8 protein-coding genes are annotated in these 17,552 nt (G+C 54.6%); 3 read left to right on the top strand and 5 right to left on the bottom strand.

Features of this window, described 5'->3' with window-relative positions:
- Nucleotides 1-75: 75 nt before the first annotated feature.
- The 4 genes from sprA to B3M32_RS02105 all read right to left on the bottom strand — a co-directional run bounded on the left by sprA (nt 76) and on the right by B3M32_RS02105 (nt 12,041).
- Nucleotides 76-6,888 (bottom strand): cell surface protein SprA, encoded by a 6,813-nt coding sequence (gene sprA, locus B3M32_RS02120; protein ID WP_290743190.1) that lies wholly within the window; start codon nt 6,886-6,888, stop codon nt 76-78.
- 167 nt (nt 6,889-7,055) lie between these two features.
- Nucleotides 7,056-8,951, bottom strand: coding sequence for an AIPR family protein (locus tag B3M32_RS02115; protein WP_290743187.1), 1,896 nt, complete (start codon nt 8,949-8,951; stop codon nt 7,056-7,058).
- Between the two features lie 273 nt (nt 8,952-9,224).
- Nucleotides 9,225-11,189: an FISUMP domain-containing protein gene (locus B3M32_RS02110; RefSeq protein WP_290743185.1), complete on the bottom strand. Its 1,965-nt coding sequence runs from the start codon at nt 11,187-11,189 to the stop codon at nt 9,225-9,227.
- Between the two features lie 15 nt (nt 11,190-11,204).
- The gene (locus B3M32_RS02105; RefSeq protein WP_173555197.1) at nt 11,205-12,041 is read right to left on the bottom strand and encodes a TIGR02147 family protein; all 837 of its coding nucleotides are present in this window, start codon (nt 12,039-12,041) and stop codon (nt 11,205-11,207) included.
- A gap of 263 nt (nt 12,042-12,304) precedes the next feature.
- Between B3M32_RS02105 and B3M32_RS02100 the strand changes: the two genes are divergently transcribed.
- The 3 genes from B3M32_RS02100 to B3M32_RS02090 are packed head-to-tail and all read left to right on the top strand — an operon-like array spanning nt 12,305 to nt 15,943.
- Complete coding sequence (locus tag B3M32_RS02100; protein WP_290743182.1) at nt 12,305-13,057, top strand: leucine-rich repeat domain-containing protein; 753 nt, start codon at nt 12,305-12,307, stop codon at nt 13,055-13,057.
- Nucleotides 13,058-13,113: 56 nt separating this feature from the next.
- Nucleotides 13,114-14,424, top strand: coding sequence for a S41 family peptidase (locus tag B3M32_RS02095; RefSeq protein WP_290743179.1), 1,311 nt, complete (start codon nt 13,114-13,116; stop codon nt 14,422-14,424).
- Nucleotides 14,425-14,434: 10 nt separating this feature from the next.
- A complete protein-coding gene (locus B3M32_RS02090) occupies nt 14,435-15,943 on the top strand; it encodes a S41 family peptidase (protein ID WP_290743176.1) in 1,509 nt (502 codons plus the stop codon).
- On the opposite strand, the gene B3M32_RS02085 is transcribed toward B3M32_RS02090, so the two are convergent.
- On the bottom strand, nt 15,940-17,283 hold the full coding sequence (locus B3M32_RS02085) for a peptidoglycan DD-metalloendopeptidase family protein (protein ID WP_290743173.1): 1,344 nt from the start codon (nt 17,281-17,283) through the stop codon (nt 15,940-15,942). The two genes, B3M32_RS02090 and B3M32_RS02085, sit on opposite strands and share 4 nt — an antisense overlap.
- Nucleotides 17,284-17,552 lie beyond the last annotated feature (269 nt).

Raw genomic sequence — 17,552 nt, 5'->3', positions numbered from 1 at the left:
ATCCTCGCGTAGCGAGGATGACTCCCCACATTTCACACTCCACATTCCACATCACACATTGCGGCGTAGCCGCGGTTAGTTGAAGCGCAGCATCAGCGCGATTTCGAACTGCAGTATCTGCCGCAGGTGCGGCGTTTCGTCGTCCAGCTTCTCGTGAATCTGGCGATATTCGATGTAGCTGCTCATCGAGGCGATCTTGTTGAACTGGTAGCCGGCACTCGGGCGGACAAACCATTCGTGCGTGCGGGACGGAACCGTACGGTCGGTCAGCGACAGTTCAGGATTGTATGCCGTCGGCTGCCAATCGCCAAAGTCCCACTGCTTGAACACGCCGTCCGTGCCGCTGTTCTTGTTCCACATGTCGTATCCCGGCGCGGGGTCGTATTCCTTGCGGATAGTCTTGTTGTAGTCGTAACCGGCAGTGAACTTCAGGTCCAGATCGTTTTCGAGCTTGAAGTACCACTTGAAGAAATGGAAGCCGCGCTTGAGCTTGAGCGGGTACGATATCGAGAAATCGTCGCCAATATTGAACAGGAAATCGTTATACAGGGACGTATGGATCCACGGAGTATCCCAGAAGTAGTCCGAGGTATCCTTGACGTTGCCCGCAGAATCGGGCCAGCAAGTGAGACCGATGACTTCTTCTTTCGGCCTGCGGTCTGTCGACTCGATTTTCATGCGGACGCTGTTCTCGATACGGATATTCTTTTGCGTCAGGAACGTAAGGCGGATAAGCGGGTTGAAGTTCAGCTGGTCGCTCCAGGTATCTTCGGCGCTCTGGAACGGGCGTACCGTAGTCGTCCTGGTAAAGTCGAAGCGGTGCGCGGCGCTCACGCTCCTGAAGCTGTTGAGGAACGATACCCTCTGCGCGAAGTTCGGCACGGTGATGCCGATGCCGAATCGCGGCCACATGGTAGTCGTATCGATATAGAGCGGGTATTCGCGGGACTGCGAGAATTCCTCTTTCCACTGCAGGTCGCCCGTAACGCCGATATCCCAGATAGGCAGCGTGACTCCCGTACCGATCTGGAACTGGCGGCTCACGGAATGGCGGAAGTTGCCCTGGTAGACAAGCGTATCCACGTGGCGGTTCCTGTACTGGGCGAAATCCGTGAAATCGTCGCGATGGTCGAGTCCCATGTCGCCCGAAACGATATTCCAGAATCCCCTGTTGCGGTAGCCGTTGCCGATACCGAGGCCGTACAGGTAATATTCGAACGGAGTCACGTTCTGTTCTTCGTACAGCTGGGCTAGCGTGAAGTTCTCGCCGACGGTGTTGGTCGTCGTATTCCAGCTGAAGCGGATTTCACGCCATTTCACCTTGTCGAAGGCGCGGGCGATCACGTTGTCCTTGCCGAAGGAATTCGCGAGATCGAGAATCTTGAAGGTCGGGGTGAACTCGAAACGGTTCGTCTGCGAAATCGTCCAGAAGTTCTTCTCGATGCTGGTCTCGTCATAGAAACTGAAATCGTCCGGAATCGTCTTCTGCTGCGTAAAGTCAGAGGAGAACGACGTGTTGAACGGCATGAACGGGATAAGGCGCGGGTTGAAGTTGATCTTGAACTGCTGGCTACGGGCGCGTTCGTTGCGCAAGATACCGTAGGCGCGGCCATACTCGCGAGAACCGACGCTATCCACCTTGTAGAACGCCGTGCTGTCGTAAAGGATCTTGTAGGAATCCGGATTCTGCATGTCGATGGCCATCGTATCGCCATTGGCGTTCACGCGGGGAATCGTGTCGTAAGGAATAACCACGAGACTGTCGCGGGATACGTACACCTTGCGGTCGGTATGGTCGTAGTCGAACACGACATCGCTGGCAAAGAGTCCGCCATCGTCCGGGCTAAAGAAGTTCTCCTTGACAAACGCCTCGCGGTCGCCGCCACCGAACATGTCACGCTTGATGTTCAAGGAATAGCTCGTAGAAAGGAACGAGAGCACATTCCAGCGCAAGTTCAACTTGTGCGTCAAGTCGGCAGTATAGGTGACCACCTTGTCCACCTGCGGTTCCACATAGTCCGGATCCCTGTCCTGGTCCACATGGCGTATGTAGGTAAAGTCGAAGAGCGTCAAGTCGAACGTCTGGGGCCACGGTTCGAATTCCGTCTTGGCGATTGCCTTCACAAAGGAATACTCGCTCTTGGCAAGGGCATCGAAGGGACGCAGCTTGAACATCGTGAACGTACCCAGCTTATACTCGAGTATCGTATGGTAAGAATACGTGGAGTCGGCACTGGTCGTGGCTCGGCCTTCTGTCTGGCTGTAAGAGTAGCTCACTGCGGGGCGTTCCAGCAACACCTGCGAAAGCACCTCGCCCAGCTTGGTATCGGCAGCGGTATAGTCCTTGCTGTAGCTGATACTGAACGACTTTGTCTTCTCGTAACTTTCGTAGCCCTTGGATTCGCCGTCGTCGCGAAGTTCGTTTTCTTCCTTATTCGACTTGACCTCGAGCTTGTTCTGGAACATGTCACCCATCAAATCCGAGAAACTGCTCTTTTCCAGGATCAGGTCGTCCGACGGTTTCATGTACGGGCGCTTGGTGGTGCTGTTGTAGCCGAGGTTCATCGGGATATGGAATCCGAGACTGTCGTTCAGGAACTTGTTCAGGCTGATATTGATATCGCCGGCGACATCGAGCTGCGAGGCGGCCTCGGACATCTTGGGCTTGGGAGAACCGCCCGTCGAAGAAAGCGTGGCGAAGTTACCGTCCTGGTAACGCACGGCTCCGGAAAGCGAGATGAAGTCGGCAAAGTTCACCTGGGCCGAAGTACGGGCCGCATAGCCCCAGTCGGTATCCATGTCCGAAAGGCGCAGGTCGTCGATCCAGAAGGTACCCTTCAGTTCTTCAGGGTTGGCCGAGGAATCCGCGATGATGACGAAACGGATCCAGTCCACGCTCGTGATGGAAGGATTACCCACAAGTTTCAGCCTTTCGTCGCGGTCACCGCCGAGATCCTTGATCTTCGCCTCGGTAAACGGCGGACGGCGTCCGCGCTTCATGTCCGAGAAATCGGCGATGTCCATGGCAAACGCGTTGTCGAGCCAGTTCTGTTCGTGGCAATCCTGGTCGCGTTCAGAAGAAGTGCACTTGTAATTGACCGGGCGGTAACTCCATTCGTAGTAGTCCGAGGAGCCTTCGAGAGATCCTTCACCGAACTGGATAGCGAAGCGCACCGGGACCCTATCGGCCTTCGTGCTGTAGTGGATTTCGAGCTTGAGCGACTTGTACGCGGAGAAGTCCTTCGTATCGGTCTCGAATATCCTGGTGACGCCCACTTCCTGTCCCGGCGAAAGATTCTGGTAATCGAGGACAAGAGCCGTCTCCTTGAGCGGGGCGTTCGATTCGGTATCGCGCTCCGTCTTGGTGTTCGGTGACTTCACGTACTCGTTGGAATTTTCGCGATTGTTTATCGTCGTCACCTTGATGAAGCTCGTGTCGCGGGAAGCCGTCGATTCCGTCAGGGTCGTCGGCACGCCGTTCACTTCGACAATCTGAGAATTCTCGTTAGAGCTCGTCTGGTAGTAATCGGCGACCGTCGTCTCTTCCCAGGCGTTGCCAATCACGCCCAGGCTCACGATCTGCACCTTGGCCTCGGCGACACCCGGATTCAGCTTGCCCAGCCAAAGACGGGAGTACTGCGCTTCGGAAAGGATAGTCATGTAATTGCTACCCGTAGAAGACACCAAGGTATCGTACTGGTTCAGCGGGATACGCCACTTGCGCCAGCCGTTCTTGAGCTTTTCGAAATTCGCCGAGTTCGTATCGGAAAGATCGACGCGGTAACGCACGAAGCTGATGTCGGTATCGAGAGAGCCGTTCTTGTTGATGTCTTCGGTATCGTAGGAGCGTTCACCGGAGTTGTTTTCGGTACCGTTGATGTTCATCGGCGGATCGCTTTCGTCTTCGAGGTCGTCGTCGTAGTTATCGCGGGCGATATCCGTCGTAGAGGCGTCGGCCCTCCTGGAATTTTCTTCTGTAGCGAGGCAGCCCGAAATGCGGCAATCCCAGACCAGGCGCGTTTCGTCGGAACCCGTAGCGTTATCGAGGCCCTTGTCGTGCAAGGCGACCGTTGAACCCAGATCGTTTTCGCCGTCATAGGTACCGTTCGGGCCGTAACCGTTAATCGAGATATCTTCGCTCACAAGGCCCAGATCCAGGAACAGGGAACCCACGTTACCGCGAGCCACGACTTCGACATACCGCATCTGGCTCAGGTCGTGGTAGTAGCTGCTGTTAGCACGCATCACGCCGCCCCAGGATTTCCCTGTCAGGTCGTCGTTGGCACGCAAGGTCATCTTGAGCACGGTGAGGTGCTGGTTGTCGACATCGGAATTGCCCACGTTCGGGTAAATGTACTTGTAGAGTTCCGTACTGTTGCTGTGCCAGATGAATTCGCCCTGGTGACGGTAGTCCAAGTCTTCGATGTAGGTAGAGATGTTAGACGTGTCGCCGCCCGGAGGAGAAGCGTGATACCACGAAAGCCTGGTCAGCGGATAGACAAGGCCGTTCGCCGTGGACTCGAAGTCTTCTACCAGGGCTTCCGCGTCTTCGCTCGTGTTGGCGTTGTGGCGGCTGGCAGCGAATTCCGCCTCGAACTTCCAGCTGGACATGGCCGAGGTATTGATGCCCGGGATCTTGTTCACCAGGTCCGTCAGTACCGAGATGGTGTCCTGCAGGCGGAGGTTCATTCCCCACAAGAAGCTGTTGAACGGTTCATTGCCGAGAGTCGGCGTTTCGGCCGTCGTGCTCTGGCTCTTGTACAGCGCGGTCACGCCGAACAGCGAGCCCTCGCCGAATCCGTAACGTTCCAGCGGGAGTTCCGCTCGCGCGCCCAGCAACAGCTTGTTGTCGATTTCGAACAGCGGCTCGCATTCGAACGTCACCTTGATTTCCTTGTTCGGGTCCAGGGCGCGCTCGCTCAAAAGTTCAATCTGGCCGAGTTCGTAGTTGACCTCGTAATCGACGCCACGCGTAAGCACCGTGGAACCGGCAGTCAGCTTTTCGGTGCCGGGAGAAATGTCCATGCACGAACCGGCGCTAACGGAGTAGCTGGAATTCGGATCGCGGACGCTGATGGTGGAATTGCGGCGCTTGCCCACCGACTCGAAATAGAAGCGGCTCGTAAAGCGATTCAGGTTGTACACCGGCAGCGTATACAGTTGGGCCATCGCACCGGTAGAATCAAGGAGTCGCAGCGGTTCCAAGCAGTTCTGCCTGGCGCGTTCCGTAGTATTCGAACCGGTGTATTCCGAAAGCGGCTTACAGGGCAGCCACATTTCGCCGGTGTAGTTGCCCGAGGCGTCTTTCTTGAAGATGGTCGCATCGTTGACCAGCGGACTGCCCGTAGTGGAATCGGAGAGGCCCAACGTCCTGAGGAACGAACCCGTGACGCCAGCCTTGTTCTTCATGCGCAAGATAAACCCGCTGCTGCTCGTTTCGGTAATGCCCACGGAGTAGACGTTACGCAGCATCAACTTGTCGATATCGGTGAGCTCGGTAAGATTCGCGTCCCACTGGATAAGCACGACGCGGTCGCCGTCACGCACCGAAGTCTTTCCGGAAGCGCGTCCGGAACCGTCGTTGCTCCAGCTTGCCGCCAACAGCGTGTTGCGGTTGACCCCGTTCACCTTGAGGATACCGGTCTTCGAATCGTAGCTGAAGTCCGAAGACGGGACCTCGACCATGCGTTCCACCAGTTTCTCGATAGTCCTGCCGTTCGGCGTCTGGTACACGACCGTGATATTGTCGATGACATCCTTTGACGAATTCATCGCGCTGCGCTTGTACAGCTTGAGGTTCGTCGCCGGGTAGTTGGAAGTAGTACGGCCGGCGATAGCGGCGTTGATGTAGTTGTTCCTCGCCTCGTGGTTCAAGAAGTAGTAGCGGTACGGAATGAACTGCTTGTCCAGGATCTGGAATTCCGTCGTCGTCTCGCTCGCGTTGATGGTGTATTCTTCCTGGCTGCCACCGTCTTGCGAGGCGATCGTGGTCAGGCGCCAGTCACCGAGTTTCCAGTCGGCCTTGATACCGAAGAGTCCCTGGTGGTTTTCGGAATAGCCGGTAAGTTCCGTACCCGTCAGGGCAAGGGACGTGGTACCGGCTTCCACGCGCTGCAAGATGTAATCTTCGAATTCGTCCTTGTACGATTCCTCGTACACCACGCGCACCTGGTTCTGCACGCCGAGGCCGCTTTCTACGTTGTTGATTTCGACAGTGATGTAGGGGCCGATCTTGCCCTTCACCATGAAGCTCGGATTATAGTTCAATGTCGGCGACGGCCACAAGCTCGTCTTGATGCTGCCTTCCGCGTCGTCCTTTTCGCCGTAACCCTTGAGGCGGATATCCATGGTACCCTGGAGCATCAGCTTGGGCTTGTCCAGGCCGAAGTCCCTCATCCACGCGGGCATCGTCACCGGAATCGTGATATCGAACATGGAGCCCGTCTCGGGCGTCTCGTAGCCTTCGTCGCGCTGGCCGACCAGGCCGTTCAACCAGAGGTTCTTGCGGCCCACGTCGTACATGTCGGCCACGTAATCCGTCAATTCAGGGTAGTGCGCGGTCCAGAGCGTCGTCGTATCGCGCGAGACGCCGTTCACGCGTTTTTCGCTCACGTCAAGTTCACGGGTTGCAATGTTGATGTCGTGACTGAACACCTGCCCCTTGGTCGTCTTCATGAGCCTGGGCGACGCGCCGATGCCACCGAAGGGAAGCATGCTGTTCAGCGGTGTCGCCGAAGGCGGGAGCGCCATGTACTGGTAAGTCGGCTGCCATTCCGTTTCTGCCGGGTCCGCTGCTTCGACAGCGGCGTCGACCGCAGCCGAATCCGTCTGCGCCCATGCAAGCCCCCCCGTCCCGAAGACAGCGGAACACAGAACGCAAAAACCCACACGGGTTCTATTTAAGAGCCTTATCAAAGACAACAATCACAAAATACAGAATTCAGCATCGCCAAATTCGTCGAAAAAGTGGTTTTCGGGGGAAATTAGCAAAAAATAAGCATAAAAAACGCCGTGGTCCAAGAAAACCACGGCGTTTTTGCAAACAATTTCAAGTGTTACAGGAACAATTCGATTCCGCCCCTGCACTTGTCCCAAGAGCGGTTCTTCTTGACCAGGAGATCCATCATCTTGTCGTAGGTGGCAGTGTTCGCGAAGCCCTTCCACAGGCGGCGTTCCACGGATTCGCCGCTATCCTTGTCGATAGTGGTAATCGTGTCGTAGTAGGCCGGATTGTCCTTGAATTCGCTTATCAGGATTCCCTTCAGGTCTTCGGTGTAGATCTTGGAAGCGTACCTGAGGATGGAATCGTTGAAGTTGAGTTCGTTTTCCACGAGCCATTCGAAATCCTGGATCGGATCGCCGAAGATGAGCCAGTGCTTGAGGGCGAGAGCCACGACCAGGTCCTTCACAGCGCTGCGGAAGATGAACTTGTCTTCCAGGCGGCCGTTGAACGTAATCTTGGTCAGCGGGTTGTCGTCGTTAGCCTCGATAGAGACGCCCTGGCCCGGGACCACCTTGCGGATCTTGATGGGCAGGCGGCTGAGGAGCTGCCAGGCCTTGGTGAAGGCGATGGTCTTGCGGACGAAATCCTTTTCCTTGTCCGGGGAAACACGCACGAACGCGCCGAAGCAACGCTGGTACAGGGTTTCCTTGTCGAAGATGCAGTCGCTGCTGCGGCATTCGCTGAGCTTGCCGTCCATCATGAAGAGGGTCTTGGCAAGTTCGGGGCGCATACGCACTTCGAGCTTACGGGTACGTGCCTTGAGGCGCACGCCGTCCTTGTAAACGTAGGTAAAGCCTTCTTCCTGGTAACGCTGCCAGATAAAGAACTGCAGGTCGTCGGCGGCACGCAGGTGGTAGCTGAACACCGGGTTCTGGCGGTTGTTGGCCATGGTCACCTGGTTCAGGAAGTTGTCGGCACCGGGGTACGGCACCACGACCTTCACGAGCACCATCGGGTTCACCGGCTTCTTGCTCTTCTTGGCGTACTGTTCGTAGGTGAAGAGGGACTGGGCGCCGTTGATGATCTTCGGGCGTTCGATCACGAGCACCTTCTTGCCGTCGCGTTCCTTGGCACGGAGGTCATCGCCCGTAAGGGTCATACCGTTATGGAGGAACGGGAAGTCGTCGAGGTTCACGTTTTCGTCGTCGTTACGTTCCATGGTCTGGAAGGCGTCGATAAGGGCGGCGTTCGTATGGGTGAGGTTACCGAGGTAGGTACGGATGTTGCTAGAGACGATGGCCATGTTGTGCTTCGTCTTGAGGCGCTTGCCGAGGGCTACGTGGTAATCGAAAATCGTACGGATGGGGCAGAATCCGAGGAAGAGTTCGCCGTGGTCGCTGGTGAGGTGCAGCGGCTCGGAGTTCATCACAATTTCAAGTTTGTCATCGGCACTGCGCAAGTCCTTGGTGAGGTCGTCGTGTTCGGCGACAATTTCGAGCTTCGCCTTGACTTCGTTCTTCCAGATGGAAAGCTTGCGGCGCATATCCTTGAGGGTGCGTTCCAGTTCGGAGTCCGTCACGTCGCGGCTGGACTTGGTACGGAGCACGGTAATCTGGAGCGTTTCCATGTACGGACGGCTTGCCGGGGTATCGGAATCCTCTTCTTCGTCGGCATCGTCCGAAATCTTGTTGACGGCCCACGGATCGGCTTCTTCGCGGAGCGAGAGGAAGAACGGATTGGTGGGGTCGCTGGTACGGAAAACAGCAATCTGGAGCTGCTTGAGGTCGGCATTCAAATGGGCGACGACCCTTTCGAGCGGGGTATCTTCATCGAGGAAGATGAAAAATTCCATGAAGCCCTGAGAATACTGAAAACCGTGAAAACATCCGTTTTCATCCAGGTTCAGGTGCCGGAGAGCTTTTATTCGGTCGTTGGGGTCGTTGGGATTCAAACTCAAAAGGCTAGCGACGAAGGCTAAGCGGCGTTCCTGAGATTTTGTAAGTTCCATTTTTTCCTCAATTATTATACTAATGATATCTCGCACAATTTTGTCATGCGGGAAACCAAAGCCGATTTTCGCACCTTAAAAATAGTTTCAAAACACGATTTTGAGTACAAAAATAACAAATCTTTTGCAAAAACTACTACTTACATGGATGTTTTAGTGCACATCTGTATAAATTTTATAAAAAAAGCCCTCCTGTACGGATGACGGGCTTGTTTACACAAGGGCTCATCCGTACATTTTGGGCAATCGGCGTATGGCGCTCTTTTTGGGGCTTTATTCGCGAGCTTCGGCAGAATCCTTGATGCAGCGGACGGAAACTGCAATGTTGCCTATACGCGCGTATCCTGCCGCATAATCAGAGCTAATTACATAGAATGAGCCTCCCTGAAGAGCAAAAGTCGCCCCCTTACCTAAATTACATTCTTCAAACTGACAAATGTCCTCCCCGGCATAGCCCGCCGGAAGCGCATTGAACCCAACGGCATCGGCCCCTTCCAACATAAGGCGCCCTCCTACCCATGCTTCGGGCCATGTCGTCGATTTCATGACCACGCCAAATCGGCTTTTCCCAACCCACTTTTCAAGAGCTTTGAAATCCTGATCCGTTGGGAGTCTCCAACCTTCAGGGCAAATGCCCTGGGGCTGCAGGTGGTAAACGCTATCCTCGTCGGCGGCATAAAACATGGCGTAGCCTCCTTCCTCAGCCTTAAACCATCCGAAATCTCGTAATTCGCCAAACAAAACACCGCAGTAATCCTCTGCATCCTCGGTTGAAACACTGTCTTCCATATCGGTCACGCAACGATTGAGATTTCCATAAGCGTACTCGCCCCTATTATAGGTCCCGCCAACAACCAGATACGTTCCATCGAAATATTTCTCACAATGGGCGCGCCATTCGCTGGAATCTGCACCATCCTTCATCTCATCAAGGCAGTTTTCCATAGAGCCGAACCTTATAATACCCAACGGGAACTTCTGCGTATTGGAGATTCCCATAGCCACATTCAACGGGTAAAGAGGCCCATAGGTATCGCAATTAGCGTTCTCTCCACCGGGGCACAGCAAACTATCAACACCGGCATAATTCAGATTTTCTGCCATCCAGGTTTGTACAACTCCGTCCACATCATAGGTGACCGTCTTGTATTCGTGATTGTCTCTCGAATCCACCATGGTACCTGTAGTGTAGCTCAAACCAAAGTCATAGTTGCTGTAATTCGCCTTCACGAGCCATAGCCCCGAGTCACAGCGTGCCACGTAATATTCCTTCAAGGCGACTTCAGTACCTTGGTTGGATTCCTGACACCGATCCAAATCAAATCCCACCAAAACATAGTTCTGCAAGTACTTTGCCACCCATTCGTTCGGCCACCTGTACATTCGAGCCCGAATCGCCATGTCAGCCAAATCTCCCTTACCTATGGTCGACTTGTTGTAAGTACCGCCCTGCAGGTCAAATTGCAACATGCGCGAATCATCTAGCCATTCCTCCCCGCTAGCAATGTTTTGGGACAAGTACACCACATTCTGCGTATAATACAAGAAGTTCCGCAGCAGGTAACTTACGGCATACAAGGCGCCGTCCGACCTAGTATTACCCGAAATGTCCATGGAATCAAAACTCGCAAGGCCATCGTAGATTCCAAAGGTTTTGAGCACGGCCTGTTCCGCATTCTTTTTTGCGTTGGCGAAACTAGAACCCGCCTTGACATTTTTCAAAATACCCTCAACAGCAAGGCCAGTCAATACGTTGACATTCACCTCCTTAGAAGTTTGTAAGTCCACCAAGGCCCGGAGAGAAGCCGTGCGACCATCATCGTAATAGCCTTTATTGAGTTTTCCAGAAACCTCAACCAAAACATACGGGCACGTAATCGTAATACTATCGACCTTGTAGGCGCCTTCGTCGTCATAGACATTACCCCCATAATCTCGTCCAGTTTCGTTGAACGTTTTGCAATCCAGTTCATGGAGGGTCACCACCGAACCCTTGTCAAAATTATTGAATATCGTAATCAACGGTTCTTCCCGCTGTACAGAATCAGATTCTTGGTCATCTTCCAAGATCAAGCCAACACGGGCCACGCCTGCAATGGAAATATTTTCCAAGGCGATGATTCCCGTTTCTTCGGAGCTGTTGCCGGCAACGGAACCGTCACCGTCCGAGGAACAGCCTGCGAAATTCGATGCAAGCGCCATGAGCGCTGCCGTTGTATAAATGCTAAACTTTTTCATGATACTGCTCCTAGCCTATTGTTTTGAATTTTTCTTTGTGATTTTTGTCATGGGGAAGAACTGCAAGTTCAAGCGGTACACTTGATCCGTCTCGCTCTGGGCGGTGGCGATGGCCACCACCCTTTTGCGGAAGGCGGCAATTTCTTCTACAATCTTCTGGTAGGCCTCCTGGGTAACGCCCAGCGTAAGGCCCGAAAAATGACGTTCCGAAAGGGGGACCCCCTCGATGGCCTCGAGCGCGAACTCGCCCATTTCGCGATGAAGGCCGCGAACCGCGACGGGCGTGACCTCCATGGGTCCCGTCGTCACGGCCTTGTCGACCACGCTGTAGTTTCCGTTTTCGTCCTTGCGCAGTAACCCCACCTGGGTAAGGAACTTCAGTGTTTCGGAAACTTCGGCTGCCGTAATCTTGGGTCGACAAGCATGGGCGAGTTCCAGGGGCTTCGCGCCTGGCATGGCGTAAGCCAGTTCCCTGATCACCTGGTTTTTCCAGCTGCTAAAGAACTTGAAGGCGTCTCCCTCCAAAACCTTCACCTTGCCATCGCCCGCAATCGAGAGCATCTCCTCGAAATACCGCTTTTTGTTGCGGTCATCGGGCGCGTGGTTGAACTTGACCATGGCGCGAAAGTAGAGCAGCTCGAGCCCCGTAAGGCCCATGGCGGCGGCCACGCGCTCGACCGCCTCCGCGCTCAAGTTGAACTGGCCGTCACTCACCTGCTTCAAGTACACCGGCGAAGAGAAGCCCGCATTACGGGCAAACTCCCTCCACGTGAACGCACCCTTCATTTTGCGCTCGGTGTAATAGTCCAATATGTAATGACGGTAATCCGTGTATTCAGTAATCTGTTTCATGCCTATAAACTACCTCTTTTTTCTACGGAAAGCAAACAATATTACAATACAAATATTGCTGATTTATGCAGAATTAGGCAATTTTAAATAAAAATTCAAAAAAAATCATATTTGCAGTACAACCAAATCCGAACCGTTTTGTCAATGGGGTGCCTAGAGAACAAATAGCTGTTTTTTTTTGTTCCACCCCATACGAGCCACGTTAAAAATGCTATGATTTAAAATGTTATGATTTATGAAGTAAGAACCCGAGGAGACGCCCTATGAATCTGATGGATGTTATTGCAAAAGCCAAGGCCGAGAAGGCCACTTCCCTGGACCTTTCCCAGCAAGACCTCCGTATCTTGCCCAAGGAACTCTTTGACATAGAGTCTCTCGAAGAACTGAACCTCGACCGCAACAAGCTCGTGGAGCTTCCGGACGAACTGGGACAGCTCAAGAACCTCAAGAGCCTCTCGGTGAGCGAGAACGACCTCATGGAACTCCCCGACTCCATCGGCAACCTCACGAAGCTCGAGCACCTGTACCTGGGCTACAACAGCCTTTCCGAACTGCCGAGTACCATCGGCAAGCTCACGAACCTCCATACGGTGAACATCGCCAAGAATCAGCTTATGGACTTGCCCGAAGAAATCGGCAACTGGAAGAAGGTCGTGAAGCTCAGCCTGCACGACAACATGCTCACCGACATTCCCGCAAGCCTCGGCGAAATGGAAAGCCTCGTCAAGCTCTATCTCGACAATAACGAACTGACCAGCATTCCCAGCACGCTCGGCCACCTCGGCAAGCTGGAAATCCTCATGATTTCCGGAAACCAGCTGAGCGCCATCCCCGCCGAATTCGGCAAACTCGGCAAGCTCCGTGAACTCGTGCTCGACGCGAACCAGCTCGCGACCCTCCCCGAAGCCCTGGCCGACTGCGACAGCCTCCAGACTATCTCCATCATCGAGAACCCCATGGAAGAAGGCGTTCCCCGCCTGCTGCTCGACAAGAAGGGACTGAACATCGACCAGTAAGCGCTGTTTATAGTTGATAGTTACTAGTTCTGAGTTACCAGACTTGCAGGTATGAAATGTTGAAATTTCTCATTGCCACGATCAAGAATTGTCTGGTAACTAGCTCCATTTCCTCCCTCGTCTTGCTAACGGCGTGCAGTGATTTCCTGACGCCGGTGAAAAGCACTCCCGCACCGACGGAGTTCGAGTACAACTACTGGCTTCTGCAGCGCACCTACCTCTTCGAAGACGAACTGGACAACCTCCCCGAAACCGGGGATTCCGTCCAGATCCTCTACCGGGCACTCAAGGACCCGTACACGCGCTATATCGTTCCGTCCAAGAGCGAAGCCGCCGAGACAAGCATCAACACCAGTTTCGTGCCCGGCGACATCGGCGTGACCTACCTCATCAACGACAACGCGCAATGCCCCATCTACATCTACCGCGTCTACCCGAACGGCCCCGCCGGGAAAGCCGGCGTCCCCCGCTACGCGAACATCAGGAGCATTAACGGGAACGACCTCTGCTCGGCAAACGCCTACAGCATATACAACTCCGTGCTGGATACCTCGGCGACAGTCGAACTGTTCATGACCAGGGATTCCACCGAATACACGTTCAAGCTGGAAAAAGAAAGCGTCTATGCGCCGACCATTTTCGTCGACACGCTGTACGGGACCATCTTCGTCACCATCACCGAATTCAAGCTGAACACCGCCGACATGGAGAACGGGACGTACGGGGAACTCCGCGCCTACCTGGATTCCACCAAGAACTCGCCCGAGCCCCGCGTCATCGATATCCGCGGCAATCCCGGAGGCCATGTCGAGCAATGCGTTTCCATAGCCGACCTCTTCGTAAAGAAGGGAACGCTTTCGACAAGGAGCTGGAGGGCGTTCGATCCCGACGGCACCCCGATCCGCAGGGACAAGAGCATCGAGGCGACGGCGGGCGACCCCGGAGAAGGCGGGAAGTTTATCTTGCTGGCCGATTCCCGCAGCGCGAGTTGTGCCGAGATATTTGCCGCGGCCGTCACCGAGAATACGGATATCCCGCTTGCCGGCACAACGACCTTCGGCAAGGGAATCGGACAGACGAACTGGAAAACCAAGGATGGCGGACTCGCCATCATCACCAACCTGGAATTCCTGACTCCCAAGGGGAATTCCTACCATCACAAGGGAATCGTTCCCGACTACACCTGCGACATCATGACCATGACATCATGCGCCGTAGAAACCGTCGAAAAAGTTTTCGGCACCAAGAAGGCCAAGCTCGCCAAGAGAACCGACTTCCCGGATGCTCCGATACAAGAAATCCGTCGCTACAGCAGCGACTACGATATCGGCGGAGCCATCTTGCAAGAAAAAGAATTTTTAGAATAAAGGAGCCAACATGAAACTGCAAAAATATTTTGTTTGGGGTATTGCCGTTTCCCTGCTCGCCTTTATGGGCGGCTGTACCGTCGGCGGCGCCGACGACGAACTGGATCTCGACGGAAAAGTGAATCCTGCCGACCTGGACAACGTCACCACACTGAAAGAAGCCCAGGCCATCTGGGACAACATGAGCGATCTCCAGAGGGAATTCGAGACCGTCTACGAAATTCTGGACTACGTCTACATTTTCGCCCATAGCGATTCGCTGGAACCCGAAGGCTCCCCCTGGTACAGCCAGCTCCAGAAGCGCAAGGATTACATCGGCTACGGAGTCAAGGCCTATCCGTTGTACGCCAAAGAAATCCCTTCGGAAATTCTGGATGGCCACCTGATGTGCGAATCGATGAACGACCAGTTCACCGGTTACATCGACCCTCTTTCAATGAGCTACGACGACTTCATGAATGACTTCAATGCAAGAGACTCCGTTTTCGATCTCGGAATCAACGCAAAGACAGTCAACACTTCCGACTCGACAAAGGCTTTCCTTATCGCCCAACTGTTCACGGGATCTGCCGCCGAAAAAAGCAATCTCCGCGTCGACGATACGCTCCTCGTCATGTGGGGCACAGAACTCGATGCGCGTGTCTACAACGAAAGTATCGTCTACGTCATGGAAACGGGCTCCCCCGGGCAAAAAATTCCCGTGACCGTCGCCCGCAACGAGAATGGCGAAAGAATCGAAATCACCGACACGCTTACCATCATCCCCTACATTTCACCTACTGTTACATACAAGGTAATCGACTCCATCGCCGTCATCAGCATTTCGGAATTCGCCAGCGAGAACACGCCTAACAAAGACGGCACTCACGGAGAATTCGTCGAAGCGCTATTGGCCACCCAAGGCACCAAGGCGACCATCATCGACCTTCACCACAATCCGGGCGGCGACCAGGACCAGTGCATAGGAGTCTCCGAAGAAATGCTTTCGAAAGACGACATCCTCATGATCCAATACAAGGTAAACGAAGAGAATACCGAGGAACAGGAAATCCGGGACTCCGTCGTACGTTCCAGCAAGACCGGCCTGGCCAGCAACCGCTACCTGGTATTCATCGCGGATTCCAATTCTGCCAGCTGTTCCGAAGTGACTCTTGCCGCCGTTCTGCCCAACAGGCACAGCCCGCTTGTCGGCCAGGTCACCTACGGCAAGGGTGTCGGCTACACGATTATCCCCACTTACCTGGAAGGCGCTGTCATGGTAACGGCGGTCATTTCTTACAACACCGAAGGGGAAACCTACCACATGGTCGGCATCGAGCCTGACGTAGAAGAAGACACTTACGAAAACATGCTCAAGACGGCCCTCGACATTGCCAAGGAAGGCACGATGCAGCGCACGGCCGGCTACGGAAAGGTTATCCGTCCACACTACAAGTCACTGGTGAAGCGTTCGTCCAAAAAGATTCCGACCCGCGGAGACCTCGGCCGCTACAAGATTGCCGAGCGCCGTCCCCGTTAGTCCAGCCTGCGCGAACGCACCATCACGTCGGTGGTATCGTTCGCCTTTACCGCAGGAGCAGCCAGGGTCAACTCGATTTCCTTGCGGATATCGGCAACCTGGTTCTTTAGGCGGGCAAGCCTTGCACCTGCCAACTTGGGCGTTGCAATCATCGTCTTGCTCAGGGGGTTTATCCACGCACCCTGGGCATTTTTAAATCCGAAATGCAAATGCGGACCCGTGCTGCGTCCCGTAGAACCGACGCGGCCGATGGCCTGGCCCGGCGACACCTTGGCCCCCATGCCCACGCCTCTCGACTGCAGGTGCATATACCAGCTCACGGAATTGTCCCTGTGCTTGATGGCGATCTTGTTGCCGCTGTATTCGTCGTAGCCGGAAACCGTCACTACACCCTCTGCAACAGCATGCACGACCGTACCCGTCGGGGCGCCGTAATCAACGCCGTAGTGCACCTTGCGCTGTCCCGTTATCGGGTGGATGCGCGAACCGAACGAACTCGTGATGCGCAAGTGTTCCAGCGGATAGCGCAGGCCATCGAAAATCAGGGCGTCGCCCGCTTCGGTATAGTGGGCATTGTACGAGCTTCTCGGGTCTTCGTCTTCGTAACGGAAGGCTTCGTGGTGGCCAACGATTCGGCCTTCGAATTCGGCATAGATGACCTTGCCGCTGACCCAGATGGAATCCTGGTAGTAGGAATCTTCCAGAAGCACGCGGAAGCGGTCCCCTGCTCGTGCCAGCGGGAAAGCGACCTTGCACTGGAGCACGCCGCTCACGACTCCCACCATCCGGGCGGGAATGCCGACCTTGAAGAGGATGCCGTTCAGCGTAGAGCCTTCTTCGAGCGCGCCCTCGTACACAGACTGTCTCCTTACGACGGGCTTTTCGATAAGCATGTAGGAATAGCCGGTATCCGAATTCACGACCACGTGCGACGTGACGACGTTCGGCGCATAGCGGAAGCGCTGCACGTGGCCGTTCGCATCGACCGATATATAAAACTTTTCACCTACGCGGAGCTTGAATTCCACGCTGTCCTGCATGGCGGCATAGACCTTGCCCAAGTCGTTTACAAAATTCTTGTCCCTGTTTTCTACACCGACCCACCTTAGCGAATCAAGACGCTGGAACAGATGGAACGGGCCCTCGCCCGCCCGGACCGTATCGAGGATGATGCGGGAATTCTTTGCAATGTCTTCGGCCTTCTTGATTTCGGCCTTCAGCGAATCAACTCGGGATTCAAGGGCGAGAGACTCGTTCTGCAGGGATTCAATCTTTTTTTGCTCGTTACAGGCGGCAAGGAACAATACGGAAAAGAGAGCGAGAGCTAATAATTTTGGCATAAAAGAGAGTTCCGGGGAATTTCTCCCCAAAGATATATTTTAAACCGCGTCGCGGGAAAAAAGAAATAAAAAAAAAGAACGTCCCGCGCTGGGCGCAGGACATTCTTCAAACCGGTATAACCGTGCGCATTATTTTGCGGCGGCCGGGGCAGCAGCCGGGGCAGCGGCAGGAGCGGCCGGGGCAGCGGCGGGCTTAGCTTCGGCCTTCGGAGCAGCAGCAGGAGCGGCAGCGGGCTTGGCTTCAGCCTTAGCGGCAGGAGCGGCAGCGG

The organism is Fibrobacter sp. UBA4309 (genome assembly GCF_002395745.1).
Lineage (GTDB): Bacteria > Fibrobacterota > Fibrobacteria > Fibrobacterales > Fibrobacteraceae > Fibrobacter.
The sequence above is the reverse complement of the archived record's forward strand: the minus strand, read 5'-3'. Positions and strand labels throughout refer to the sequence as shown.